This is a genomic window from Streptomyces sp. NPDC057307, from assembly GCF_042667665.1.
Classification (GTDB): Bacteria; Actinomycetota; Actinomycetes; order Streptomycetales; family Streptomycetaceae; genus Streptomyces.
Genome location: NZ_JBHUZM010000072.1, coordinates 1 through 25,101, shown reverse-complemented (window position 1 = coordinate 25,101; position 25,101 = coordinate 1). Strand labels below are relative to the sequence as shown.

The window sequence follows — 25,101 nt, the reverse complement described above, 5'->3', positions numbered from 1 at the left end:
GGCGGTCCTGGAGGCGGGAGGGGCGGGACAGAGGCTGGGCGCCCGCCGAGGCTACCTTCAGCGCCCGCGCAGGCGCCGTACGAGAATGCTCGCGTCGCCGCGCGACTCCAGGTCGGCGAGGACCACGGCGACCGCCTCGCGGACGATCCGCCCCCGGTCCACGGCGAGCCCGTGCTCGCCCCGCAGCACCAGACGCGCGTGCTCCAGGTCCATCAGCTCCTCGGCGGAGACGTAGACCGTGATCTTCTCGTCGTGCCGTTCGCGCCCGCTGGGGCGGCGGTTGGCCCCGCGGCCCCCTCGGCGGCGCTGTCCGCCCTGCTGGCCGACGGTGGGCGCACCGGCGCCGTTGCCGCCGCCGTTACCACCTCCGTTGCCGCCACCGTCCTGCGATCCCTGTGGCCGGCGCTGTTCCTGCTCAGGAGTGCGGCTGCGGGAGGTCGCCGACGAGTCCGCGTCGGTCGCCGAGTGCTCCTGGGCCGATGCCGGTGCCGCCGCCTTCGCGGTCCCCGACTGTTCGGCGCCCTGGTCGCTCTCCTGGGCCGGTGCCGGGACCCGCGGCTCACCGTTCGCGGTACGCCGCCGGTCCCCCGGCGAGGAAGCCTGGAGCGCCATGCCCCCGGTCGTACGGAACAGCTCGTCGGCCCCGGGCAGACTCACTCGGCGTGACACCGGGCGAGCACCTCCCTGGCGAGCTGGCGGTAGGCGGCGGCGCCGACGGAGTTGGAGGCGTACGTGGTGATGGGCTCACCGGCGACCGTGGTCTCCGGGAAGCGCACGGTCCGGCCGATCACCGTGTGGTAGACGTGATCGTCGAACGCCTCGACGACCCGCGCCAGCACCTCGCGGCTGTGCACCGTGCGGGAGTCGTACATCGTGGCGAGGATGCCGTCGAGCTCCAGCTCCGGGTTGAGCCGCTCCTGGACCTTCTCGATCGTCTCGGTGAGCAGGGCGACACCGCGCAGCGCGAAGAACTCGCACTCCAGCGGGACGATCACCTTGTGCGCGGCGGTCAGCGCGTTCACGGTCAGCAGACCGAGCGACGGCTGGCAGTCGATCACGATGTAGTCGTAGTCCTGCATCAGCGGCTTGAGCGCCCGCTGGAGCGTGGACTCCCGGGCCACCTCGCTCACCAGCTGCACCTCGGCGGCCGAGAGGTCGATGTTGCTCGGGAGCAGGTCCATGTTGGGCACGGCGGTCTTCAGGAGGACCTCGTCGGCCGACATGCCCCGCTCCATGAGCAGGTTGTAGACCGTGAGGTCGAGCTCCATCGGGTTGACCCCGAGACCGACGGACAGGGCGCCCTGCGGGTCGAAGTCGACGAGCAGCACCCGCCGTCCGTACTCCGCGAGCGCGGCGCCCAGGTTGATGGTCGACGTGGTCTTGCCGACGCCGCCCTTCTGGTTGCACATCGCGATGATCTTCGCGGGGCCGTGGTCGGTGACCGGGCCTGGGATCGGGAAGTACGGCAGGGGACGCCCGGTCGGGCCGATTCGCTCGCGGCGCTGGCGTGCGGCGTCGGGGGCGAGGGTGGCCGCGTACTCGGGGTCGGGCTCGTACTCGGCGTCGGGGTCGTAGAAGTGCCCCTCGGGCACCTCGTCGAAGTCGGCGAAGTGGGTGGACTCTCGGCCACTCTCGTTGCCGGCCATGGCGTTCACGTGTTGGCCGTCCATCGTCTGGTGGGCTGTCGTCATGTGCTGATGGGTGGTGAAGGTGCGGACAGCGACGGAGCCGACGGCCTCTAGCCCGGACGACGGGCTCTGGTGGCCCATCGCAGGCATTCCTGGTTGACCACCCCCGGGAGTAAATGTCGACTCATTCACAAGTCGTCTTACCTCCTTGGACGTGACCAGGAAACTTATCGATAGGTCAGCGTGGCACCATGCCGACGGTTGGCGACTCTATGGCGTGTCACCACTCCGCAGCAACACAATCCGCCGGACCCGGCCCGATGTGTCGGCAACCGAACACCCTTGTGTCAAGGGCGCGCAGACCTCCGTCGAGGCGTTTCACACGGGTGCGAAAGGGTTAAAGGGTTACGTTCGAGGCGAGTTGAGCGCGGGCCCGGAAGTGGCGGGACACACAGCCGGCCGGACCTTGCCGAGCAAGATCCGGCCGGGGGCGCGAGGTTGACGGACGCCGTTGACGGGTCAGCCCAGAACGGTGGCCAGTTCGGTGTACGGAAGGCCGTGGGCCTCGGCCACGGAACCGTAAGTGACCTGCCCGTCATGGGTGTTGAGGCCCTTGGCGAGCGCCGGGTCACGGCGCAGCGCCTCGGTCCAGCCGAGGTCGGCGAGGGCCACGATGTAGGGGAGCGTGGCGTTGGTCAGCGCATAGGTCGAGGTGTTCGGCACGGCGCCCGGCATGTTGGCGACGCAGTAGAAGACCGAGTCGTGGATCTGGAAGGTCGGCTCGGCGTGCGTGGTGGGGTGTGAATCCTCGAAGCAACCACCCTGATCGATTGCAATGTCGACAAGTACACTTCCGGGCTTCATCTTGGCCACGAGCGCGTTGGTGACCAACTTCGGAGCCTTCGCACCGGGGATGAGAACGGCGCCGATGACGAGGTCGGCCTCGACGACCGCGCGCTCCAGTTCGTACGTGTTGGAGACGATGGTCTGGACCTTCGTGCCGAAGATCTTGTCGGCCTCGCGCAGCTTGTCGATGTCCCGGTCGAGCAGCGTCACATGGAAGCCCATGCCGACGGCGATCTGCGTGGCGCTCCAGCCGGAGACACCGCCGCCGATGACGACGGCGCGGCCCGGAGCCGTACCGGGCACGCCGCCCGGCAGTACGCCGCGCCCGCCGACCGAGCGCATCAGGTGGTACGCGCCGACCTGCGGGGCCAGCCGGCCCGCCACCTCGGACATCGGGGCGAGCAGCGGGAGGCGGCGGTTCGCGGTCTCGACGGTCTCGTACGCGATGGCGGTGGTGCGGGACTTCAGCAGCGCGTCGGTGCACTCGCGGGAGGCGGCGAGATGCAGGTAGGTGAAGAGGGTCTGGTCCTTGCGGAGGCGGTGGTACTCCTCGGCGATGGGCTCCTTGACCTTCAGTACGAGGTCGGCGGTGGCCCAGACCTCGTCGGCGGTGGCCAGGATCCGGGCGCCGGCGGCGATGAACTCGGCGTCCGTGATGGAGGAGCCGGCGCCGGCGTCCCGCTCGATGACGACCTGGTGACCGTGGCGCACGAGCTCGTGCACTCCGGCGGGGGTGATGGCCACCCGGAACTCGTTGTTCTTGACCTCGCGGGGGATGCCGACGAGCACGGTGATCACGGTCCTTGGCTCAGGGGTTACTCGGGCAATGCCCCCCAAACCCACACGCCCAGGGCGCATCGGAAGGCACCGTTGCCGGTTACGACAGAGCCAGTCTAATGAAGGACTTCCCGCTGTCTAGCCTTGCAAAGCATCAACCTTCAGCCGAGGGGCTACGGATTTCGTAGGTGGAGGGGTCGGTTCCAAGCAGACGATCGGAGGCGTTGCGGTGCAGCCGGGCCGCCGTCGGGTCGCCGAGGCGGTCCAGCGTGTCCGCGAGCCGGAGCTCCAGGGCGGCCTGGAGACGGGTGTCGCCGGCCAGCCGCGCGTACTCCACGGCCTCCTGGCAGGTGTGCAGCGAGTCCTCGGGGCGGCCCGCGTACTCCTGGACCCTCGCGGCCTCGCTGAGCGCGCGGGCCTGACCGGAGAGGTCCTGGAGCCTGCGGTGGCCCGCCGCGGCGGCGCGCCAGTGGCGCAGTGCCTCGCCGTAGCGGCCCGCGTAGGTGTGGACGGTGCCGAGCCGTCCGTACAGCCGCGCCTCGTCGGCCCGCTCGCCTCGGCTGAGCCGCTGCGCGAGGGCGCGGCCGTACCAGTCGGCGGCGCGGTGCCAGTCCTGGAGTTCCTGGTAGGCGCCGCCTACGGATTCCATCGCGCGGCCGGTGGCGTAGTGGTCGTTCGCGGCCCTTCCGGCGTCCAGGGCGGACCGGTAGCGGGCCAGCGCGTCGTACGTACGGCCCGACCTGGCGTCCAGATCGCCGATGTTGAGCAGCGCGGCGGCCTCCTCGCGGTGCAGTCCCTGGCGCTCGGCGACACCGAGGACGAGCTGGTGGAGCCCGTACAGGTCGGGCGCGGCCGCTTCGGTGCCCTGGTGTGCGGCGAGCGCCCGTACGAGGGCGGAGACCAGCCTGCGGGCGAGGGTGTCCAGCTCGCCGTCGGCCACGGCGAGCCGGGCGGACGCCAGCAGGGCGGGCCGGCGGGACCGCAGCCAGTCGGCGGCGGCCCGCGCGGTCTCGAAGCGCACGGCGCGGGGCAGCGCGGCGAGCTTCTTACGGGCCGGGGAGCCGTCGGGCTCGGTGACGGCGCGGCACGACTGGAGGAGCCGTACGGTCCGCTCCAGCATCCGGGCCCTGGCGAGCTGCACCTCGGCGGGCCGGTCCTTCGCCGCCATCAGCGCGCGCGTCAGGGGGGCGAGGGCGCCGGGGATCTCGTACTGCTCCCCCACCGGCCGCAGCAGGTTCAGCGCGGCGAGGTCGTCCAGCGCGGCCCTGGCGGCGGAGACGGAGCAGCCGGCCAGCGCGGACGCGATGTGGGCGTCGGCGAGTCCGGCGGGGGCGAGTGAGAGCAGCCGCAGCATCCCGGCGGTGGAGGGCGGCAGTCCCTCGTACACGAACCGGAAGGCGCGCGCCAACGGGCGGGCGCCCTGTGGCTGTTCGAAGTCCTCGGGGACGGAGCGCAGCCGCTTGGCGACGTCGGCGACGGAGACCCTGGGATGGGTGGCGAGCCAGCCGCCGACGACGGCGAGCGCGGCGGGCTGCCCGGCGCACTCCTCCGCCAGGGACTCGGCGGCCTGCGGGTCGACGGTGATCCGTACGGATCCGGTGAAGGTACCGAGGAGTTCGATCGCGGACTTGGCGTCCAGACCGCCGATGGTGCACGGCCGGATGTCCGGGATACCGGTGAGCGGGCCGCGCGCGACGGTGACGACGAGGCAGTCCGGGTTCTCGGGGAGCAGGAGGTCGACCTGCTCGGCGTCGTGGGCGTCGTCGAGGAGCAGCAGGACACGGCGTACGGCCAGCGCCTCCCGCACCATCTCGGACATCTCGTCGTCCCCGGCGCCGGGCGGCACGTCGATGCCGAACTCACCGAGCAGGTCGCGTGCGGTGCGCTCGACGGGGACGGGCTCACCACCCGGCTCGGTGAGCCGGATGTGCAGCACCCCGTCGGGATACCGCCGCCCCACCTGCCGCGCCAACTCCCGCGCGAGCGCGGTCCGCCCGGATCCCGGCTGCCCGGCGATGAGCAGCACCCGGGTGTGCGCGGCCTTTCGCCCGGCGATGGTGTTGAGCCCGGCGCGCTCGATGTCGGTGTGCAGGGCCTTCAACTCCCGCTGCCGCCCGAAGAACCAGCGGGCGGGGCTGGGCGGCGCGATACCGGTCGCGCCACGGGCGGGGGGCGCCGCGCCGCTCCGCCGGTCAGTCGGGGACGCGGCCCCACCGGCAGCCGGGCGGCGGTCGGAGACCGGGCGGGCGTGCGGGCCGACTTCCGACGCGGGCACGCGGCGGGTGGGCGCCGAGACGGCGCCCGCCGCGCGGGCAGCGTGTGCTTCGGCGCCGCCGTGTGGACCGTCGGCGGCCTCCGCCGTCGCCGCGACCGGGTCACCACCCGCCGAAGCACGGTCGTCGCCGTACGGCACGGGCACGGCCGCAGGAGCTGCGGGGCCCGCTTCCGGCGCGGGCGCGCGGCGGGTGGACGCCGCGTGTGCGTCCGCGGCGCCGCTTGGACCGTCGGCGGTCTCCGTCGGCGCCGAGGCGCGGGCCGGGGTCGTCGGCACGGCGTCGTCCTCCGGGGCGGGTGGGGTCGAAGGCGCCGGCGGCACGTCGTCGGCCCGCGTCTCGGGGGCGCGTGGGGCTGACTTCTTGCGCCGGGGACTCACCCCGTCGGTCGGTCGTGGGCCGGAGGCTTTCGGTGCCCGCGTGGCGGGGGCCGGCGCCGTGGTCGGGTCTCCGGGCTGCGGCGCGTGGTCGGCTTTCTCCTCAGGGCCCTGGTCGGAGACCGCCCGCGCACGGGCAGTCGTCGGAGCGCGGCGGGGGCGGGGCTTCTTGGCGCCGGTACCGGCGTCCGGAGTTGACGGAGGGTCGGAGACCTGTCGGGTCCCCGCGCTCCGGCGGCGGGCGGGTCGCGGAGCGTCAGGCGGCCCCGTATCCACCGGAGTCGTGTCGCCGCCGCGCGACCTCGCAGGGCCGCCGTCCAAGTCCACCGCCTGGTCCGTCACGGCCACGCTCCTTCCCTCGCCCGTTCGGCGGGGTGCGCACGAGTCGAGCCCGGCGGGTGTCCGCACAGGCGATTCGAGCGTAGTTCACGCTGTGCGACGAACCGCGCGGGCGCGGCGACAAATCCCCCAATCGGATCAGCAGTTCGTCCTACTGAAGGACCGCGCAGACTCGGCGCTCACCGGCTCCGGCACAGGCCCCGGCCCCGGCCCCGGATCCCCACCCTCACGCCTCGAACGGCCGCGCCGGCCACTCCGCGTCCGCCGGGCGCAGCGCGTCCAGACCGTCCCCCGCCAGCGCCGCCGTCAGCGACATCGCGCCCACCACGAGCGCGTTGTTGTGCAACTCGCCCGCCAGTACGCCCCGTACCAGTTCCGGGAGCGGCACCCGCGCCTGCTCCATGTCCGCCTCCTCCTCGGAGACGTCGAAGCGCTTACCCTCCGCCTCCGACAGGTCTCGCGCCAGGAAGATCCGTACGGACTCGTCGCAGCCGCCCGGCGTGGTGTAGACGTCCGCCAGCACCCGCCAGTCCTCCGCCTTGACGTGCGCCTCCTCGTACAGCTCCCGCTGCGCCGCGTGCAGCGGGTTCTCGCCGGGGATGTCGAGCAGGCCGGCCGGGATCTCCCACAGCTTCTGGCGGACGGGGTGCCGGTACTGACGCAGGACCAGCACACGGTCCGACTCGTCCAGGGCGAGGATCGCGACCGAACCGGGGTGGACCTGGTAGTCGCGGCGCGCGACCGAGCCGTCGGGCATGACCACGTCGTCCGTACGGACGCTGGTCTTGTTGCCCCGGAACGGCGTCGCCGTGGCCGTGATCCGCCACTCCTCGGGGGTGTCCTTGATCGTCATCGAAACCTACCTCCGCACACGCCCGGACAGTGAAAGACCGAGGTACGGATCCCGGTGCCGGGAAGCCGTACCTCGGTCCACGTTATCGCCTCGGGCCGATGCCCTACGCGCCCTGCTGACGCTCCACCGCGGCCTTGACCAGGCCCGCGAACAGCGGGTGGGGCCTCGTCGGACGCGACCGCAGCTCCGGGTGCGCCTGAGTGGCGACCAGGTACGGGTGCACCGTGCGCGGGTACTCCACGTACTCGACGAGCTTGTTGTCGGGCGACGTGCCCGAGAAGACGAGGCCCGCCTTCTTCTCCAGCTCCGCGCGGTACGTGTTGTTGACCTCGTAGCGGTGCCGGTGGCGCTCCTCCACGTACGGCTGGTCGTCGTAGACGCCCCGCACGATCGAGCCGTCCGCGAGCTTCGCCGGGTACAGGCCGAGCCGCATCGTGCCGCCCAGGTCGCCGGCGCCCTCCACGTAGGCGAGCTGCTCCTCCATCGTGGAGATCACCGGATGCGCCGTCGCGGCGTCGAACTCCGTGGAGTTGGCGTCCGGGTTCTCCAGGAGGTTGCGCGCGGCCTCGATGATGATGCACTGCAGGCCCAGGCAGATGCCCAGCAATGGGATCTTCTGTTCGCGTGCGTACTGGATCGCCCCGACCTTGCCGGTCACCCCGCGCTCGCCGAATCCGCCGGGGATCAGGATGCCGTCGACGTCCCCGAGCTGCCGCGCAGCGCCCGCGGGCGTCTTGCAGTCGTCCGAGGTGACCCACTTGACCTTGACCCGCGCCTTGTTGGCGAAGCCGCCGGCCCGCAGCGCCTCCGTCACCGACAGATACGCGTCGGGCAGGTCGATGTACTTGCCGACGAGCGCGACGGTGACCTCGTGGTCGGGGTTGTGCACCCGGTCCAGCAGGTCGTCCCAGACGGTCCAGTCGACGTCGCGGAACGGCAGGTCCAGCTTCCGTACGACGTACGCGTCGAGGCCCTCGGTGTGCAGCACCTTCGGGATGTCGTAGATGGACTTCGCGTCGATCGCCGCGACCACGGCCGCCTCGTCCACGTCGCACATCAGCGAGATCTTGCGCTTGATCGAGAGCGGCACCTCACGGTCCGCGCGCAGCACGATCGCGTCCGGCTGAATACCGATGCTGCGCAGCGCGGCGACCGAGTGCTGGGTCGGCTTGGTCTTCAGCTCGCCGGAGGGGCCGATGTACGGGAGCAGCGAGATGTGCACGACGAAGACGTTGTCGCGGCCGACCTCGTGGCGGACCTGGCGGACGGTCTCCAGGAACGGCTGCGACTCGATGTCGCCGACCGTGCCGCCGACCTCCGTGATGACGACGTCGACGTCGTCGGTCGCCATGCGCCGGATGCGGTGCTTGATCTCGTTGGTGATGTGCGGAATGACCTGGACGGTGTCGCCGAGGTACTCGCCGCGCCGCTCCTTGGCGATGACCGTGGAGTAGACCTGGCCGGTGGTGACGTTGGCCGAGCCGTCGAGGTCGACGTCCAGGAAGCGCTCGTAGTGCCCGATGTCCAGATCGGTCTCGGCGCCGTCGTTGGTGACGAACACCTCACCGTGCTGGAACGGGTTCATCGTTCCCGGATCGACGTTCAGATACGGGTCGAGCTTCTGCATGGTGACCCGCAGGCCCCGCGCCTTGAGGAGGGCCCCCAGGCTGGAGGCGGTCAGGCCCTTGCCGAGGGAGGAAGCGACGCCCCCGGTGACGAAGATGTGCTTGGTCGTCGAGGAGGTCGAGGATCGGTTCGGCATGGCCAAGAGGGGGCTCCCGTGGTCGCGGTCTGAGGTGCGTACCGGCGCCCCTGTCCGGTGGATCACCGGTGCGGACCGGAGGATTCGGAGGGGTGCCGTCGCTGCGGTTCGGGGCCCCTGAGAAGCGCTGGGGGGCCATCCGTCCACGGGCCACCAGGGTATCAGCGACGGCGGGGGCACGTCCCCGTCGGCCACGCGCGGGCCCCGCTCCGACCACGTGTCCACCCCCGCCGACGGACGCGGCGCGTGAGCGCGGGCACGCCCGGGATCGCCGCGCGACGACTGCGCCACCACGTCGACACCGGGGATTTATCAGGGGCATATCAGGGGCTGTTTTCAGCCAACGCGCTATGCGCGTCAATGACCTTCCGGGGCCTCCTGGCGTCCATCCAAGATCACAAGTTGATCAACCCTGTGAGCCCGGATGATCAGCGGACAGTCACGACGCGATCACCTCAGGGTCACCGGACCGTCGGCAGTCAGTCGTCGCCCCGTTACCGCACGTCATCGGACCTGCGACGGCCCCGGCTGTGTCACTCTTGGCCCACTCGTTCGGCTCACTCGTGTTGCCGGGACACCTGCGCGGATCTCCGAGGTGCGTCGTATCCTGCTCGGACATTCGCTGCCGAGTCCGGCCGGCAAACGGCACTATCCCCGCCCGTGTTCCCGGAAAAAGAGCTCGTCAACGACCCTTGACCGCAGTAAGCGCCCCGAGGGGCGAACGTGGCCGTTCGACTGGAGATGCACGTGGCCGGGCGCATCGAGGATTACGCACTCATCGGAGACATGCAGACCGCCGCCCTGGTCTGCCGGGACGGCACAGTCGACTGGCTGTGCCTGCCCCGCTTCGACTCACACGCCGTGTTCGCGGCGCTGCTGGGAACCGACGAACACGGTTTCTGGCGGCTCGGACCGGCCTCCCCCGCGGGAGCCGAACCCCCGCGGGCGGACAGGCGTCGCTACGTAGGCGACTCCCTGATCCTGGAATCGGAATGGGACACGCCGCGCGGCACGGTCAGAGTGACCGATTTCATGCCCCCGCGTGACGGCGCGCCGCAGCTGATCCGGATCGTGGAAGGCGTCAGCGGCCGGGTGCCGATGCGCTCCGCGCTGCGGATGCGTTTCAGCTACGGCCGGGTCGTGCCCTGGGTGCACCAGGTGGACAACCGCACCGTCGCCGTCGCCGGGCCGGACTCGATCTGGCTCGACACCGAGGCGGACACGTACGGCAAGAACCTGACAACGTACTCCGACTTCACCGTGGCGCCCGGCGACCGCGTCGCCTTCACCATCAGCTGGCAGCCCTCGCACCGGCAGCCGCCCGCGCTGCCGGACCCCGAGGGATCGCTGACGCTGACGTCCGACTTCTGGCGGGAGTGGGTCGAGCACTGTACGTACCACGGCCCCTACCGCGAGGCCGTCGTCCGCTCGCTGATCACGCTGAAGGCCCTGACGTACGCGCCGACCGGCGGCATCGTCGCCGCGCCCACGACGTCGCTGCCCGAGGAGATCGGGGGCGTACGGAACTGGGACTACCGCTACACCTGGCTGCGCGACGCCGCCATCACCCTCTCCTCGCTGCTGCGCACCGGCTACCGCGAGGAGGCCCGCGCCTGGCGTGAATGGCTGCTGCGGGCCGTCGCGGGCGACCCCGAGAATCTCCAGATCATGTACGGGATCGCGGGCGAGCGTGAGCTGGGCGAGGCGGAGCTGGACTGGCTGCCGGGGTACGAGCAGTCGGGCCCCGTCCGGGTCGGCAACGGCGCGGCGCACCAGCTCCAGCTCGATGTGTACGGCGAGGTCACCGAGGCCCTGCACCTGGCGCACATGACGGGTCTGGCGCGCAACGACTACGCCTCGCTGCTCCAGCTCAAGCTGATCGAGTATCTGGAGACGCACTGGGACCAGCCGGACGAGGGCATCTGGGAGGTGCGCGGGCCGCGCCGCCACTTCGTGCACTCGAAGGTGATGGCGTGGGTCGCGGTCGACCGGACGATCAAGCTGATCGAGTCCGGCGACGCGGACGGCCCGCTGGAGCGCTGGCGCGAGATGCGCGACGACATCCACCACGACGTGTGCGAGAAGGGTTACGACAAGGAACGCAACACCTTCACACAGTCGTACGGCTCCAAGGAGCTGGACGCCTCGCTCCTGCTGATCCCGCAGATGGGCTTCCTGCCGCCGGACGACAAGCGCGTCATCGGCACCATCGAGGCGATCCAGCGCGAGCTGTCCACCGAGGACGGCTTCGTCCTGCGCTACCCGACCTCGGGCGACGACGCGGGCGTGGACGGTCTGGAGGGCGACGAAGGCGCGTTCCTGGCCTGCTCGTTCTGGCTGGCGGACGATCTCGCGATGATCGGCCGGGTCGACGAGGCCCGGAAGCTCTTCGAGAAGCTGCTGGCGCTCCGCAACGACCTGGGGCTGCTCGCCGAGGAGTGGGACTCGCGGCTGCAGCGGCAGGTCGGCAACTTCCCGCAGGCGTTCAGCCATGTGCCGCTGATCGACACGGCGCTACGGCTGACGGCTTCGGGGGCGTACGGGGGCTGACCGTAGGACGGGGGGATGGAATTCATCCCCCCGTGAGCGAGTAGTTCCCCTCTTTGCGTACGGCACCTCTTTGCGTATAGGACCGCCCCGGTCAGCGTCTGCGTGCGCGACCGGGGCACGACTGGCGTTCGGCGGCCGGTGGGGCCGCCTGGGAAAACGCGGGGTCGGTGATCCGGATGTGGAGATCTCGACGCGCGGTCATCGTCCCCATGTCGCACGGCGATTACGGCACCGCCGCCCCGCCGGAGCGCCCCGCCGATTTCTTATCTGTTCCGCCGGGCTCGGCTGCATGGGCATGAGTTTCTTCTACGGCCCGTTCACCAACGAGGAGTTGGTCGGCCGGGCGCTGGCACCGGTCCGCGACCAGGTGGTGATCGCCACCAAGTTCGGAATCAGACACGGCGGGCTTGTCCGAGGCCGGTGCCGCGACGATTCGTCGCGCCCACGCCGTGCAGCCAGTCACGGCATCGCAGAGCGAGTACTCGCTCTGGATGCGCGAGCACGAAACCGAAATCATTCCGACCTTGGAGGAATTGGGAATTGGTCTGGTGCCCTACAGCCCGCTCGGCAAAGGGTTTCTGACCGGCAAGATGGATTCCAGCACGTCGCTGGCCGACAACGACCTCCGCCGCTTTCTTCCGCGCTTCAGCCCTGAAGCACGGCAGGCCAACCAGGTGCTGGTCGACCTGCTGCGGCAGATTGCCGACGACAAGGAAGCCACGCCGGCCCAGATCGCTCTCGCCTGGGTGCTGGCGCAGAAGCCGTGGTTCGTGCCGATCCCCGGCACCACCAAGCCGCACCGCCTGGAAGAGAACCTGGGCGCACTCGACGTCGAGCTGACGACCGGCGACCTGCGGCGGATCGAAGAGGCCGCGGCCGACATCCGGATCCAGGGCGCACGTGTCCCTGAGCGGTTGCGGTCACGGTTCGGCCGCTGAACCCCGCCCGGCTTCCCGGGCGTGCGGAAAGACGTCCGGGGACGTCCGGAGACGGACACCGGCGCGCGGGCCGGGTAGCGTCCGACCTCATGGACGATCAGGCCGGAATCACCGTGCGACGGGCCCTTGAGCTGCCGGGGCTCCGTGGCGGGCTCCCCGAGGTCGTCGCCGGGGCCGACCGGCTGCACCGCACGGTGCGCTGGGTGCACGCGGGCGAGGTCCCGAACATCGCGTCCCTCCTCAAGGGCGGCGAACTGCTGCTCACCACCGGCATCGGGCTGGGCACCCGCCCCGCCGAACAGCGGGCCTTCGTGCGCACCCTCGCCGACCGCGGCATCGCGGCGCTCGTGGTGGAGCTGGGGCCCCGGTTCGGGCGGCTGCCCGCCGCGGTCGTGGAAGCGGCGCGGGCGGCCGGACTGCCACTGGTGCAGCTGCACCGCGAGGTGCCGTTCGTCTCGGTGACCGAGGAGGTCCACACCGAGATCGTCAACGGCCACTACGCGCTCCTGCGCCAGGCCGAGGAGGTCCACCGGCGCTGCACGGACGCGCTCCTCGACGGCGGCGGCGTACCCCAGGTGCTGCGTATCCTCGCGGACTTCGCGGGCAACCCCGTCTTCCTGGAAACCGCCGACGGGCAGCTCCTGTACGCGGCGGCCGGCGCGTCGGGGCCACCGACGGCCGCGGAGCCGCTCCAGGTGTGGGAGGGGCTGCGGGCGCAGCGGGCCGACCGCGAGGCGGGGCCGCCGGCGGGCACGGTGCTGGTGGACGTGCCCGGTGGCGGGCACGGGGCCGGTGCCGTACGCGCCCGGCTCGTACTGCCCCCGGTGTCGACGCCGCTGCTTCCCGTGCACCGGATGGCGGCCGAGCGGGCGGCGGGCATCCTGGCGGTCGTCCTGATGCAGGCGCGCCAGGAGGACGAGCTGGCCGCGCGGGGCCGGGGCGACTTCCTCACCGACCTCGCGGACGGCCGTGTCGCGGCGGACGACGCGCCCGCGCAGGCCGCGGTGCTGGGCTTCCGGCCGGGCACGGGGCCGCTGCTGCCGGTGGTGATGCGGCTGGGCCCCGAGCCGGCCCCGTCGGGCAACTGGGCGCCGCTGGCCCGCGCCGTACTGGAGGAGCTGGCGTCCCTGGGAGTGCCGGTGCTGCTGGGCGTACGTCCGGTGGAGGGCCGGATCCCGCTGCTGCTCGCCCTGCGCTCCGAGTCCGAACGCGCGGCGGTGGCCGACCGGGTGGCCGCGGCGCTGCGCGCGGGCGTGGAACGGGCCGGACTGGAGCGTCCCGGCGGCCGGCGGCCCGTGGTGGTCGTCGGGGTCCCGGGCGGCTGGGCGGCGGCGAGCGCGGGGCTGCGTCACGCGGCGGAGACCGCGGCGGCGGGCGGCCTGCCGGACCGGCCGTGGCACGACGCCAGGCGGCTGGACATCGACCTGCTGCTGTGGCGGCTGCGGGACCACCCGGACCTGTCGGCGTTCGTGGACCGGGCGATCGGCCCGCTGCTCACCCACGACCGGGCGTCCCGGGCCCCGTTGCTGCCGACGCTGACGACGTTCCTGGACCACGCGGGCCGCAAGGCGGAGACGGCGCGCGAACTGCACCTGAACCGGCAGACGCTCTACAACCGGCTGGCCCGCATCTCCGAGCTGCTCGGCACGGACCTGGACGACCCGCAGACGGTCCTGGCCCTGAGCCTGGCGTTGCGCGCGCGGCGGCACGTGCGCTGAGCGGGGCTGCGCTGAGCCGAGAGGGTGTGCCGACAGCCGGGGCCTAGGTGTGGCGCCTCGCGTCGCCGCGCTCCGCGTCAGCGCGGTGGCGTCGGCTGCGTCAGTTCGTCGTAGACGCTCAGCACTTGGGCGATCGTGTGGTCCTCCGTCGGCCATGTCGCGGCCCGGACCGGGCCCGCCGCCGCGAGTTCCGCGCGTCGGTCGGGGTCGGCCAGCAGTCGGGTCACCGTGTCCGCGAGGGCGCCGGCGTCGCCGTACGGGATCAACTCCGCCGCGTCGCCGACCAGTTCGGGGACGGCTCCGACCGCCGTGGCGACCAGGGGAACACCGAGCCGTAGCGCCTCCTGGGCCAGGAGCGACCGGGCCTCCCAGCGGCTGGGCAGCAGCGCGATGTCGGCGGCGGCGAGGAGTTCCGTCACGTCGTCGCGGCGGCCGACGAGGCTGACGGGCAGCCCCTCGTTGTCGATCCGCCCCTGGAGCGCGGCCCGTTCACGGCCCTCGCCCGCGATGACGAGCAGCGGTTCGGGATCGAGGCCGCGCCACGACCTCGCGGCGTCCAGCAGCGTGCCGTATCCCCGGTCCGGTACGAGGCTGCCGACGGCCATCAGCAACGGCCGCCCCACCACGCCGAGTTCGGCGCGGGCCTTGCAGCCCTCCTCGCGCTCCGCGTCGTCGCCGAGTTCCGAGGCCCGGCGCGGTGCCGGGACCGCGACCGGCGCGAGGCGCGCGTCGCGGGCGCCGCGCCTGCGGGCCCGGTCGACCAGTTCGGACGAGGCGCCGAGCACAACGGCCGCCGCCCGGACGGCCCTTCGCTCCAGCAGCCGCAGCAGATGGCCACGCGGCCCGTCCGCGTGTACGCGGGTGTGCCAGGTGACGACGAGCGGCACGCGCTGCCCGCCGAGAGCGACCGCCGCGCGTACGGCGGCGTGCAGTCCGTGCGCGTGCACCACGTCGGCGGCGGCGCACGCGGCCCGCAGCGCCCCGAGGGAGACGGGATCACCGCGCCGGGCCACCGGCACATGGTCGGCGCCGCAGCCCCGGAAGTCGTAGACCCGCTCCAGCGAGTCCGGCGCGCAGACGGTGACGCGTACGCCCCGGGCGACGAGCCCGGCCGACAGCGATCTGACGTGCGCGCCGCTGCCCGCGCTGCCACCCCCGAGCACCTGGACCGTACGCAGCTGTGTCACGTGCCCAAGGCTCCTGTTCCGGTGGTGTGTGCTGCGCCAAGGATGCCAGCCGGTACGGACCATCCGGCACCGAGGGGGCGTCGCGGGTGTGTCGGTCGCCCGGCTCCCCACCCGACATCACTCACACGAGTGACACGGCGACGCGCACCCCGTACGGTACCGCCGGTCCGCGACCCCGCGGCCCGCGCCGCGCGTGCGCCCTGCGCCGCCGCCTCACGCGTCCGCGCGGGCCGCCGCCAGCAGTTCCTCGGCGTGCGCGCGGGCCGTCTCGGAGTCCTCCTGGCCCGCCAGCATCCGCGACAACTCCCGTACACGGTCCTCGCCTTCGAGGACCGTCACCCCGGACCGCGTCACCGAGCCGTCGTGCCTCTTCTCCACCAGCAGCTGCCGGTCGGCGAAGGCCGCCACCTGAGGCAGGTGCGTCACGACGACCACCTGCGCGGACCTGGCGAGCTTCGCGAGCCGCCGGCCGACCTCGACCGCCGCCTTGCCGCCGACGCCCGCGTCCACCTCGTCGAAGAGGTACGTCGGTACCGGATCGGACCCGGCGAAGACCACCTCCACCGCGAGCATCACGCGCGACAGCTCACCGCCGGACGCGCCCTTGGCGATCGGCCGCGGCTGGGCGCCGGGGTGCGGGGCCAGCAGCAGCTCGACCTCGTCGGCACCGGACGAGCCGTACGCCACCGGGCGGCCGTCCACCTCGACACCGTTCGGGTCGTCGGTCTGCGTCACGTCGAACGAGACACGCGCGTGCGGCATGGCCAGGGAGGCGAGTTCGGCGGTGACGGCCTCCGCGAAGCGCGCCGCCGCCTCCGTCCGGGCGTCGGTCAACGCCTGTGCCAGACCGGAGAGTTCACTCAACAGAGTGGTGTGCTCGGCGGTCAGCTCGCCGATCCGCTCGTCGTCGCCCTCAAGTTCGGTGAGGCGCGCCGCGTTCTCCTGGGCCCAGGCCAGTACGCCGTCGATGTCCTGGCCGTACTTGCGCGTCAGCCCGGTGAGCGCCGCCCGCCGCTCCTCGACCGCCGCGAGCCGCAGCGGGTCGGAGTCCAGGTTGTCGGCGTAACCGGCGAGTTCACCGGCCACGTCCGCCAGCAGGATCGCGATCTCGCCCATCCGGTCGGCGAGCGCGGCCAGGGCCGGGTCGTGGGCCCGTACGGCCTCCAGGGCGCGTCCCGCACCGCCGACGAGCGTCGTCGCGTCGCCGCCCTCCGCCGGGTCCTCGGGGTTGCCGGCGAGCGCCGCGTGGGCGACGGACGCCGCGGACGCCAGCGCCTCGGCGTGGCCGAGCCGTTCGGCCTCGGCGGCCAGTTCGGTGTCCTCGCCCGGCAGGGGCTCGACCCCGGCGATCTCGTTCAGGCCGAAGCGCAGCAGGTCTGCCTCCTGCGCGCGTTCCCGGGCGCGGGTGGTCAGCTCCGCCAGTTCGGTGGCGACAGCCCGGAGCCGCCGGTAGGCGTCCGTGTACTTGGCGAGCGGCGCGGCGACCGCGTCCCCCGCGTACCGGTCGAGCGCCTGCCGCTGCCGCGCGGGCCGCAGCAGGCCCTGCTGGTCGGTCTGGCCGTGCACGGCGACGAGGTCGTCCGCCAGCTCGGCCAGCACACCCACCGGCACGGACCGTCCGCCGATGTGGGCGCGCGAGCGCCCCTCGGCCGAAACGGTCCGGCTGATCAGCAGCGCGCCGTCGTCGAGTTCGGCGCCGGCCTCTTCCGCACGCCTGGCCGCCGGGGCGTCGGCGGCCATGGTGAGCCGCCCCTCCACCACCGCGGCCTTGGCACCGATCCGCACCAGGGCGGCGTCGGCGCGACCGCCGAGCAGCAGCCCCAGGCTGGTGACGACCATGGTCTTGCCCGCGCCGGTCTCGCCGGTCACCGCAGTGAAGCCCGGCGACAGCTCGACCACCGCGTCGTCGATGACCCCGAGCGACCGTATCCGCATCTCCTCCAACACGGACACGACCTTACGAGGTCGGGAGCCCCCTGTGCGACGGCCCCCGCCCTCCGGTTCGGTCACGAGGTCGCTCGGGGGGCCGGTATCGGTGGATCTCGCGGGCAGGACGGGACGCGGAAGCCGTACGTACGGAATCCACGGTGACCTGCGAACCCCTGCCGCGCGGCCGCCCGGCGGTGCGGCTTCCCGCGGCTAGTGCGGCGCCCCGCGCCACCCCGCCACCGGGAGGGCGAACTTCGCCACCAGCCGGTCCGTGAAGGACGCCTGGTGCAGTCGCGCCAGCCGCACGGGCACCGCCCCGCGCCGTACCTCCACCCGCGCGCCCGCCGGCAGCTCCACCGTCCTGCGGCCGTCGCACCACAGCACCCCGTGCGGCGTGTGCGGCTGGACCTCCACCGCGAGCACCGACTTGGGCGATGTGACCAACGGTTTCGCGAACAGCGCGTGCGCGCTGATCGGCACCATCAGCAGCGCCTCCACCTCCGGCCACACCACGGGGCCGCCGGCCGAGAAGGCGTACGCCGTCGAGCCGGTCGGCGTGGCGCACACGATGCCGTCGCAGCCGAAGCCGGTCACCGGCCGCCCGTCGATCTCCAGGACGACCTCCAGCATCCGCTCGGGCGACACCTTCTGCACGGCCGCCTCGTTGAGCGCCCAGTCCCGGTGCACGACGGTGCCGTTGCTGCGTACGAGGACGTCGATGGTCATCCGTTCCTCGACCTCGTACGCGCGGGTCACGACCCGGTCAACGACCTTGTCGAGGTCGTCGCGCTCCGCCTCCGCGAGGAAGCCGACGCGGCCCAGGTTGACGCCGAGCATGGGCACGCCCGAAGCGCGTGCGAAGGCGGCGCCGCGCAGCAGGGTGCCGTCGCCGCCGAGCACGATGAGCAGTTCACAGCCGTTCAGCGCGCCGGACGTGGCCGCCGGTACGGTTTCGACGGCCTCCGGAAGCGGCAGATCTGCCGCTTCGGTGGCCAGCACACGGACACCGAGGCCGTGGCGCAGCAGTCCCTGCACCACCAGTTCGGCGCTGCGGATCGCGGCGGGTCTGCCGGTGTGGGCCAGCAGGAAGACCGTGCGGCGCTCCGCACCGGGCACCGCACCGAACTCCGCCCCCGGCTCCACACGCGGCTCCGCACCGGTCTCCGCGCTCTGTTCTGCGTTCGTCGTCAACGGGGTCCCTCCGCCACAGCACGGTCGACATCGGCCGGGTCGACATCGGGCGCCCCGGCGGTGAGCCACAGGAAGTATTCGACGTTCCCGGCGGGTCCGGGCAGCGGGCTCGCGGTGACACCGCGGGTCCCGAGGCCGAGTTCCGCCGCCTTGCGCGCCACTGTCCGTACGGCCTCGGCCCGCAGCTCCGGGCTGCGCACGACGCCACCGCTGCCGAGGCGTTCCTTGCCGACCTCGAACTGCGGTTTGACCATGAGCACCAGGTCCGCGTCGGGCGCGGCGCACCGCACCAGCGCGGGCAGCACCAGACCCAGCGGAATGAACGACAGATCTCCCACGATCAGGTCCACCGGCTCTCCTTCGATGATCTCCGGCGTCAACTCACGTACGTTCGTACGGTCCTTGACGGTGACGCGTTCATCGCTCTGCAGGGACCAGGCGAGTTGCCCGTAGCCGACGTCGACCGCGACGACCTGCCGGACCCCGGCCCGCAGCAGTACGTCGGTGAAGCCACCGGTCGACGCGCCCGCGTCCAGCGCCCTGCGCCCTTCGGTCCGCAGGCCCTGGGGCACGAAGGCGGCGAGGGCGCCCGCGAGTTTGTGGCCGCCGCGCGAGACGTACCCGGGGTCGCCACCGTCCTCGGCGACGACCAGGGCGGCGCTCTTCTCGACCTGGGTGGCCGGCTTGGTCGCGGTGGCGCCGCCGACGGTCACCCGTCCCGCGGCGATCAGTTGGGTCGCGTGCTCGCGTGAGCGTGCGAGTTTGCGGCGTACCAGCTCGGCGTCGAGGCGTTGGCGTGCCACTCCTGCCACGTTCGGTTCAGCTCCTGAGGTCGTACGACGGCGAGGGGCCGGGTCGCGGGGCGGCCTGGCCGGGTGCGGGGCGTACGTCGAGCGCGGTCAGCGCGTCGCGCAGGCCCCGGTGCACATCCTCGTACACGTCGAGGTGGCCGTCCGCCGGGAGGTGGTCGGCGTCGCCCAGTCTGGCCAGATTCTCGTCCACTTCAGGGCTGCCGGTGGGGACGCGCTCGATGCCGAGCGGCGCGGGGGCCGCGGGGTCGTGGACAGCGGCTGGGGGCTCCGGTGGAGGGGAGGCGTGCTCCTGGTCGGCCGGGCCCGCCGTCTCGTCGCTCATACCCAGACGCTACCGCGAAGCCCTGCGGTACCGTCGATCACGATGGCGACGAAGGAGGAGTGCCGCAGCGCACTCGACAAGCTCTCGGACAACATGGCACGGGCGGACGACGGGATCCGCGGGGCGAGCGGTTTCGACCGCTCGCTGAGCTGCCACATCACGGACCTCGACACGACCTTCACCGGCCGGATCGACGACGGCCGGATCGAGGTGCTGGACACCCAGGACGGCCCGCCGCGTGAGAAGGCGCAGATCAGGCTCGCGATGGCGGGCGACGACCTGGTCGCCATGGTGGACGGCGAGCTGAACTTCGCCAAGGCGTGGGGCTCGGGGCGGGTCAGACTGGAGGCGGGCTTCCGCGATCTGCTGCGGCTGCGCTCGCTGCTCTGACACCGCCTGCCCCATGGCTCACTTGGACAGCCCCACGGGCACACTGTGCCGCGCCCTGCGCGCGGCCGGGACGACCAGCGGGGTGCCCGTCTCGGGGTCGTCGATGACCTGGCAGCGCAGCCCGAAGACACGCTCGACCAGCTCCGCGGTCACGACCTCGGCCGGCGGCCCCTCGGCGTAGATCTCGCCCTCGCGCATCGCGATGAGGTGGGTGGCGTAGCGGGCGGCGTGGTTGAGGTCGTGCAGGACGGCGACGAGCGTACGGCCCTGGGTCTCGTGCAGATCGGCGCAGAGGTCGAGGACGTCGATCTGGTACTGGATGTCCAGGAACGTGGTGGGCTCGTCCAGGAGCAGCAGCGGGGTCTGCTGGGCGAGCGCCATGGCGATCCAGACCCGCTGCCGCTGGCCGCCCGACAATTCGTCGACATAGCGATCGGCCAGCTCGCCGATACCGGTCGACGCCATCGACTCCTCGACAATCCGTTCGTCGTCCGGGGACCACTGGCGCAGCAGCGCCTGGTGCGGATAGCGGCCCCGGGCGACGAGGTCGGCGACCGTGATGCCGTCCGGGGCGGTGGACGACTGCGGGAGCAGTCCGAGCGTCCGGGCGACCTTCTTGGCGGGCATGGAGTGGATCGCGGTGCCGTCGAGGAGGACCCGGCCGCGGGAGGGCTTGAGCATCCGCGACAGGGCCCGCAACAGGGTTGATTTCCCACAGGCGTTGGGGCCGACGATCACGGTGAACGAGTTGTCGGGGATCTCGACCGACAGATCGCGCGCGATGACCCGCTGGTCGTAGCCGAGGGTCACCGTCTCCGCCGTGAGTCGCTGCATGGTCGTACTCCTGGAATCGGGATTGTGGGAAGACGGGACAGAGGCGGGGAGAGGGACGGGGACCGGCACTGGCGCTTCGGGGGCTCCGGGGGCTTTGGGGACTCCGGGGGCTTCGGGGGCTTCGGGGCTCATATGCGCCCCGCCTTGCGCTCGGTGACCAGCAGCCAGAGCAGATAGCAGCCGCCGAGGACCCCCGTCACGACACCGGCCGGCAGTTGGCGGTCGCCGAACGCCGACGTCGCGGTCCAGTCGGCGACCAGCAGCAGCAGCGCGCCCATCACCGCGGCCGGGCCGAGGTTGGGGCCCGGCGAGCGGGTCAGCCGGCGCGCCAGCTGCGGCGCGCTGAGCGCGACGAAGGTGATGGGCCCGGCCGCGGCGGTGGCCACGGAGACGAGCAGCACGGCGGCACCCATCAGGACGAGCCGGGTGCGTTCGACCCGTACTCCCAGCGCGTACGCCGCGTCGTCGCCCATCTCCAGCATGCGCAACGGCCGTCCGTACCCGAGCACGAGCGGGATCAGTACGGCGCAGACGGCGAGCAGCGGCCAGACCTGTGCCCAGTCCCGGCCGTCGAGTGATCCCGTCATCCACAGCACGGCGCGTGTCGCGTCGACGAGGCTGGCCTTGGTGATCAGGTAGTGGTTGACCGCCGTGAGCATGGCGGCGACGCCGATGCCGATGAGGACCAACCGGTAGCCGTGCACGCCGCGTTTCCAGGCGAGGAGATAGATCCCCGCACCGGTCAGCAGGCCGCCGACGACGGCGCCGCCCGCGACGGCGGTCGAGCCGCCCTGGAGGACGACGATCGCGGTCAGCGCGCCGACGGTCGCGCCCTGGCCGAAGCCGATGACGTCCGGACTGCCCAGCGGATTGCGGGAGATGGACTGGAAGACCGCGCCGCCGACGCCGAGGGCCGCGCCCACGAGCAGGCCCACCAGGATTCTCGGCAGCCGCAGGTCCTGGACGATGAACTCCTGCGCCACCGTGCCGTTTCCGAGCAGGGTCGCGACGACATCGCCGGGCGCCATCGGGAAGTCGCCCTGTCCGATGAGGATCACGGACATCGCGCACACGGCGACCAGGAGCAGCAGGACGACGAGGCCGGAGCGGACGTCGAACCGGAGGGAGAGGCCACCGGGTGAACGGACCGCACGCGCCGGTCGCTTCCGCCCGCCCTTTCCGGCACCGCCGGTGGCAGAGGTGCCGGTGGTGTGGGTGGTGTCGGTGGTGTCGGTGGCCTTCGTGGTCAGGTCCTCGCTCACAGCTGGGCCATCCTCTTGCGACGTACGAGCTGGATGAAGACGGGCCCGCCGACGATCGCGGTGACGATGCCGACCTGCACCTCGGCCGGCCGCGCGACGACGCGACCGAGCACGTCGGCGCCCAGCAGCAGGACGGGCGAGAGCACGGCGGCGTACGGCAGGATCCACCGCAGGTCCGGCCCGGTGATGGCCCGTACGAGATGCGGCACCATCAGCCCGACGAAGACGATCGGCCCGCAGGCCGCGGTCGCACCGCCGCACAGCAGCGTGACGCAGACCATGGCGAGTACGCGCGTACGGGTCAGATTGGCGCCCAGCGACCTGGCGGTGTCGTCGCCCATCTCCAGCGCGTTCAGCGGCCGTGCGATCAGCAGCGCGAGCACGATGCCGACGGCGATGAACGGCCACACCTTGCCGACGGTCGACATGTCGGCCGACGCGAGGGACCCCACGGTCCAGAAGCGCAGCCGGTCGAGCGCCGCCGAGTCCAGCAGCTGCACGGCGTTGACGTAGCCGAAGAGCGCCGCCGTGGCAGCGGTACCGGCGAGGGCGAGCCGTACGGGTGTGGCGCCGCGGCTGCCGCCGAGCGCGTACACGACCACGGAGACGACCGCCGCGCCGGCGAACGCGAACCACACATAGCCGCCGATGGACGTGACGCCGAAGAAGCTGATGGCCGAGACCACCGCGGCGGCGGCGCCGGCGTTGACGCCCAACAGTCCCGGTTCGGCGAGGGGGTTACGGGTGAGCGCCTGCATCACCGCGCCGGCGAGGCCGAGCGCCGCGCCGACGAGCAGCCCGAGCAGTGTCCTGGGCAGCCGGACGTCGACGACGATCACGTCGTTGCCGGTGCCGGAGTTGTGGAACAAGCCGTGCCACACGTCGCCGAGCGGTATCGACTTGGCGCCGACGGCGATACCGGCGGCGCAGACAAGCAGCAGGACACCGACGGACACCAGCAGCCCGGCGGCGCGCAGCGTACGGCGCTTCCGGGTCACGGTGAGCGGTACGGGCTCCGCGCTCTGTTCGGATTCGGGGGGACTGTCGACCAACACGGGGGTTAGGTTAGCCTACCCTCATACATGATCCTCCAGAGGGAAGTCACGAGGGAAACACCGTAATGAACAGCCCCACTCCGGTTCCGGCCGGGCTCCCCCTCACCCGGCGCCGGCTCCTGTCCGTCACCGGCGCCCTGGGAATCGGCGCGCTCCTCACCGCCTGCGGCTCGGACGACAAGAAGCCGAAAGCGGCTTCGGCGGGCTCCGCCAACAACGGCCCCTGGAGCTTCAAGGACGACCGCGGCAGGACGGCGAGAACCGACCAACCGCCCAAGAAGATAGTCGCGTTCATCAGCGCCGCCGCCGCGCTCCACGACTACGGCGTCGAGTGCGCGGGCGTCTTCGGCCCGACCGACCCCATCGCCGGCAAGCCCAACCCCCAGGCGGGCGAACTCGACCTGACGAAGCTGACCAGCCTCGGCAAGGCGTGGGGCGAGTTCAACATCGAGAAGTACGCGGCGCTGGAGCCCGACCTGCTGATCAGCAACATGTTCCCACCGCCGGACCTCTGGTACGTGCCGGCCGAGAGCGCGAAGAAGATCGAGGCCCTCGCACCGAGCGTCGGCATCACGGGCGGCCGGGTCACCCTGCTCCAACCCCTCAAGCGCTACACCGAGTTGGCGGAGTCCCTCGGCGCGGATCTGACGGCGAAGAAGGTCGTCGACGCCAAGGCCCGCTTCGACAGGGCGGAGAAGACACTGCGCGAGGCGGCGGCCGCGAAGAAGAAGGACGGCGGACTCAAAGTCCTCGCCATGACGGGTGACGCCGAACAGATGTACGTCGCCGTACCCGACTCGTACTGCGACCTCAACTACTTCAAGGATCTCGGGATCGAGTTCGTCGAGGGCAAGAAGTCCGACGAGTTCGGCTTCTGGGAATTCCTCAGCTGGGAGAACGCCGACAAATACCACGCCGACCTGATCATGGTCGACAACCGCTCGACCGCCCTCCCCACCACCGAACTCGCCAAGCGGCCCACCTGGAACCGGCTGCCCGCCGTCAAGGCCGACCAGATCACCCCCTGGTCCATGGAGGAGCGCTACAGCTACGCCGGTTACGCACCGGTGCTCGAACAACTCGCCGCAGCGATCACGAAGTCGAGGAGCCTGGCCTGATGACCGACGCGCCGTTCCAGTTCTTCACCCTCCACGTGCTGCGTACGACACGCCCCACCCCCTCCTTCGTCCGCGTCACCTTCGGCGGCGACGACATCGCGCGCATGGCGACGGCGGGCCGGGACCAGCGCGTGAAGCTGTTCCTGCCCCGGCCCGGCCAGGACGCCCCTGTCCTGCCGGGTCCGGACGACGGGCACTGGTGGGACGCGTGGCGCGCCCTCGACCCCGCCGTACGGGGCGTCATGCGGACGTACACGGTGCGCGAACTGCGCCGCCATCCGCAGGAGTTGGACGTCGACTTCGCCGTGCACGAGCTGCCGCCGGGATCCGAGGAGGGACCGGCCACCCGGTGGGCGCTGAACGCCGGGCCCGGCGCCGAGGTCGGGATTCTCGCCCCGATCCACGACGAGAACGCGGGCTACGACTTCCGCCCGCCGGACGGCACCGACTGGATCCTGCTGACCGGCGACGAGTCCGCGCTTCCGGCGGTCGCCGGCATCCTGGAGTCCCTGCCGCCCGGCATGCCCGCCCGGGTCTGGATCTCGCTCCACCACACCGCCGACCGGTGGGAACTCCCCACCAAGGCCGACGCGCACGTCGCTTGGCTCGTACAGGACGAGTCCGCGCCCACCACCGAGGACTCGATCCGCGCGGCCGACGACCTGCCGGACGGCACGCCGTACGCCTGGATCGCGGGCGAGTCGGCGACCGTCAAGGCCGTACGCAGACACCTCGTCGGCGAGCGCGGCATCGACCGCAAGGCGGTGAAGTTCACCGGCTACTGGCGGCGCGGGACCTCCGAGGACGAGCTGCTGCGCTCGGGCGAGGACGCGTAGCGGCGGGGCGCGCGGGTCGGCCCCCGGCGCTCCCGGGTGCTCGATCTGTCCGCGCCGATCTGCCCGCGCCGATGTCCGCGACCGCCGGGCGGGCTCCATCGGGC

19 protein-coding genes and 1 pseudogene are annotated in these 25,101 nt (G+C 72.1%); 6 read left to right on the top strand and 14 right to left on the bottom strand.

All coding sequences use genetic code 11. The features are described 5' to 3' along the window. Window positions 1–57 precede the first annotated feature (57 nt). The 6 genes from ACFUN8_RS23065 to ACFUN8_RS23040 all read right to left on the bottom strand — a co-directional run bounded on the left by ACFUN8_RS23065 (window position 58) and on the right by ACFUN8_RS23040 (window position 8,855). Window positions 58–657 carry a hypothetical protein gene (locus ACFUN8_RS23065; protein WP_383640720.1) on the bottom strand — a complete coding sequence of 200 codons (600 nt, stop codon included), beginning with the start codon at window positions 655–657 and terminating at the stop codon, window positions 58–60. Continuing rightward, the gene (locus ACFUN8_RS23060; RefSeq protein ID WP_189111708.1) at window positions 654–1,778 is read right to left on the bottom strand and encodes a ParA family protein; all 1,125 of its coding nucleotides are present in this window, start codon (window positions 1,776–1,778) and stop codon (window positions 654–656) included. Before ACFUN8_RS23060 ends, ACFUN8_RS23065 begins: the two co-directional genes overlap by 4 nt. A 369-nt stretch (window positions 1,779–2,147) precedes the next feature. After that, window positions 2,148–3,263: an alanine dehydrogenase gene (gene ald / locus ACFUN8_RS23055; protein ID WP_383640717.1), complete on the bottom strand. Its 1,116-nt coding sequence runs from the start codon at window positions 3,261–3,263 to the stop codon at window positions 2,148–2,150. Window positions 3,264–3,405: 142 nt separating this feature from the next. Beyond that, window positions 3,406–5,400 (bottom strand): tetratricopeptide repeat protein, encoded by a 1,995-nt coding sequence (locus ACFUN8_RS23050; protein WP_383640714.1) that lies wholly within the window; start codon window positions 5,398–5,400, stop codon window positions 3,406–3,408. A gap of 1,066 nt (window positions 5,401–6,466) precedes the next feature. Further along, window positions 6,467–7,093 carry an NUDIX domain-containing protein gene (locus ACFUN8_RS23045; RefSeq protein WP_383640673.1) on the bottom strand — a complete coding sequence of 209 codons (627 nt, stop codon included), beginning with the start codon at window positions 7,091–7,093 and terminating at the stop codon, window positions 6,467–6,469. A gap of 103 nt (window positions 7,094–7,196) precedes the next feature. Further along, window positions 7,197–8,855: a CTP synthase gene (locus ACFUN8_RS23040; protein ID WP_382570515.1), complete on the bottom strand. Its 1,659-nt coding sequence runs from the start codon at window positions 8,853–8,855 to the stop codon at window positions 7,197–7,199. 741 nt (window positions 8,856–9,596) lie between these two features. Here ACFUN8_RS23040 and ACFUN8_RS23035 point away from each other — a divergent pair. The 3 genes and pseudogenes from ACFUN8_RS23035 (at window position 9,597) to ACFUN8_RS23025 (ending at window position 14,061) form a co-directional block, all read left to right on the top strand. Continuing rightward, the gene (locus tag ACFUN8_RS23035) at window positions 9,597–11,405 is read left to right on the top strand and encodes a glycoside hydrolase family 15 protein (protein ID WP_382570556.1); all 1,809 of its coding nucleotides are present in this window, start codon (window positions 9,597–9,599) and stop codon (window positions 11,403–11,405) included. A 289-nt stretch (window positions 11,406–11,694) separates the two neighbouring features. After that, a pseudogene (locus tag ACFUN8_RS23030) lies at window positions 11,695–12,343 on the top strand (aldo/keto reductase). 89 nt (window positions 12,344–12,432) lie between these two features. Continuing rightward, window positions 12,433–14,061 (top strand): PucR family transcriptional regulator, encoded by a 1,629-nt coding sequence (locus ACFUN8_RS23025; protein ID WP_383640670.1) that lies wholly within the window; start codon window positions 12,433–12,435, stop codon window positions 14,059–14,061. 77 nt (window positions 14,062–14,138) lie between these two features. Here the strand turns inward: ACFUN8_RS23025 and ACFUN8_RS23020 are convergent, their stop codons facing one another. From ACFUN8_RS23020 to ACFUN8_RS23000, 5 genes are all read right to left on the bottom strand, one after another. Beyond that, window positions 14,139–15,248, bottom strand: coding sequence for a glycosyltransferase family 4 protein (locus ACFUN8_RS23020; protein ID WP_383640667.1), 1,110 nt, complete (start codon window positions 15,246–15,248; stop codon window positions 14,139–14,141). A gap of 213 nt (window positions 15,249–15,461) precedes the next feature. After that, complete coding sequence (gene recN, locus ACFUN8_RS23015) at window positions 15,462–17,183, bottom strand: DNA repair protein RecN (protein ID WP_383640710.1); 1,722 nt, start codon at window positions 17,181–17,183, stop codon at window positions 15,462–15,464. A gap of 204 nt (window positions 17,184–17,387) precedes the next feature. Further along, the gene (locus tag ACFUN8_RS23010) at window positions 17,388–18,320 is read right to left on the bottom strand and encodes an NAD kinase (protein ID WP_383640707.1); all 933 of its coding nucleotides are present in this window, start codon (window positions 18,318–18,320) and stop codon (window positions 17,388–17,390) included. 44 nt (window positions 18,321–18,364) lie between these two features. Further along, window positions 18,365–19,180: a TlyA family RNA methyltransferase gene (locus ACFUN8_RS23005; protein WP_383640664.1), complete on the bottom strand. Its 816-nt coding sequence runs from the start codon at window positions 19,178–19,180 to the stop codon at window positions 18,365–18,367. Between the two features lie 7 nt (window positions 19,181–19,187). Then, complete coding sequence (locus tag ACFUN8_RS23000) at window positions 19,188–19,502, bottom strand: hypothetical protein (protein WP_383640661.1); 315 nt, start codon at window positions 19,500–19,502, stop codon at window positions 19,188–19,190. Window positions 19,503–19,544: 42 nt separating this feature from the next. Between ACFUN8_RS23000 and ACFUN8_RS22995 the strand changes: the two genes are divergently transcribed. Further along, window positions 19,545–19,892 (top strand): SCP2 sterol-binding domain-containing protein, encoded by a 348-nt coding sequence (locus ACFUN8_RS22995; protein WP_383640658.1) that lies wholly within the window; start codon window positions 19,545–19,547, stop codon window positions 19,890–19,892. 18 nt (window positions 19,893–19,910) lie between these two features. Here the strand turns inward: ACFUN8_RS22995 and ACFUN8_RS22990 are convergent, their stop codons facing one another. The 3 genes from ACFUN8_RS22990 to ACFUN8_RS22980 all read right to left on the bottom strand — a co-directional run bounded on the left by ACFUN8_RS22990 (window position 19,911) and on the right by ACFUN8_RS22980 (window position 23,043). After that, window positions 19,911–20,726 carry an ABC transporter ATP-binding protein gene (locus ACFUN8_RS22990; protein ID WP_383640655.1) on the bottom strand — a complete coding sequence of 272 codons (816 nt, stop codon included), beginning with the start codon at window positions 20,724–20,726 and terminating at the stop codon, window positions 19,911–19,913. A gap of 128 nt (window positions 20,727–20,854) precedes the next feature. Further along, window positions 20,855–21,988 carry a FecCD family ABC transporter permease gene (locus ACFUN8_RS22985; RefSeq protein ID WP_383640652.1) on the bottom strand — a complete coding sequence of 378 codons (1,134 nt, stop codon included), beginning with the start codon at window positions 21,986–21,988 and terminating at the stop codon, window positions 20,855–20,857. Continuing rightward, the gene (locus ACFUN8_RS22980) at window positions 21,985–23,043 is read right to left on the bottom strand and encodes a FecCD family ABC transporter permease (RefSeq protein WP_383640649.1); all 1,059 of its coding nucleotides are present in this window, start codon (window positions 23,041–23,043) and stop codon (window positions 21,985–21,987) included. The genes ACFUN8_RS22985 and ACFUN8_RS22980 overlap by 4 nt, the downstream gene beginning before the upstream one ends. Window positions 23,044–23,108: 65 nt before the next feature. Between ACFUN8_RS22980 and ACFUN8_RS22975 the strand changes: the two genes are divergently transcribed. Both ACFUN8_RS22975 and ACFUN8_RS22970 read left to right on the top strand, forming a co-directional pair. Beyond that, complete coding sequence (locus ACFUN8_RS22975; RefSeq protein WP_383640646.1) at window positions 23,109–24,161, top strand: ABC transporter substrate-binding protein; 1,053 nt, start codon at window positions 23,109–23,111, stop codon at window positions 24,159–24,161. After that, a complete protein-coding gene (locus ACFUN8_RS22970; protein WP_383640643.1) occupies window positions 24,161–24,997 on the top strand; it encodes a siderophore-interacting protein in 837 nt (278 codons plus the stop codon). The genes ACFUN8_RS22975 and ACFUN8_RS22970 overlap by 1 nt, the downstream gene beginning before the upstream one ends. Window positions 24,998–25,101 lie beyond the last annotated feature (104 nt).

What these genes read in the sequence shown, in the direction of transcription:
- ACFUN8_RS23060 (WP_189111708.1), bottom strand. Translation starts at nt 1,778, where the DNA reads ATGCCTGCGATGGGCCACCAGAGCCCGTCGTCCGGGCTAGAGGCCGTC.
- ACFUN8_RS23045 (WP_383640673.1), bottom strand. Translation starts at nt 7,093, where the DNA reads ATGACGATCAAGGACACCCCCGAGGAGTGGCGGATCACGGCCACGGCG.
- ACFUN8_RS23040 (WP_382570515.1), bottom strand. Translation starts at nt 8,855, where the DNA reads ATGCCGAACCGATCCTCGACCTCCTCGACGACCAAGCACATCTTCGTC.
- ACFUN8_RS23035 (WP_382570556.1), top strand. Translation starts at nt 9,597, where the DNA reads ATGCACGTGGCCGGGCGCATCGAGGATTACGCACTCATCGGAGACATG.
- ACFUN8_RS23025 (WP_383640670.1), top strand. Translation starts at nt 12,433, where the DNA reads ATGGACGATCAGGCCGGAATCACCGTGCGACGGGCCCTTGAGCTGCCG.
- recN (WP_383640710.1), bottom strand. Translation starts at nt 17,183, where the DNA reads ATGCGGATACGGTCGCTCGGGGTCATCGACGACGCGGTGGTCGAGCTG.
- ACFUN8_RS23000 (WP_383640661.1), bottom strand. Translation starts at nt 19,502, where the DNA reads ATGAGCGACGAGACGGCGGGCCCGGCCGACCAGGAGCACGCCTCCCCT.
- ACFUN8_RS22995 (WP_383640658.1), top strand. Translation starts at nt 19,545, where the DNA reads ATGGCGACGAAGGAGGAGTGCCGCAGCGCACTCGACAAGCTCTCGGAC.
- ACFUN8_RS22990 (WP_383640655.1), bottom strand. Translation starts at nt 20,726, where the DNA reads ATGCAGCGACTCACGGCGGAGACGGTGACCCTCGGCTACGACCAGCGG.
- ACFUN8_RS22975 (WP_383640646.1), top strand. Translation starts at nt 23,109, where the DNA reads ATGAACAGCCCCACTCCGGTTCCGGCCGGGCTCCCCCTCACCCGGCGC.
- ACFUN8_RS22970 (WP_383640643.1), top strand. Translation starts at nt 24,161, where the DNA reads ATGACCGACGCGCCGTTCCAGTTCTTCACCCTCCACGTGCTGCGTACG.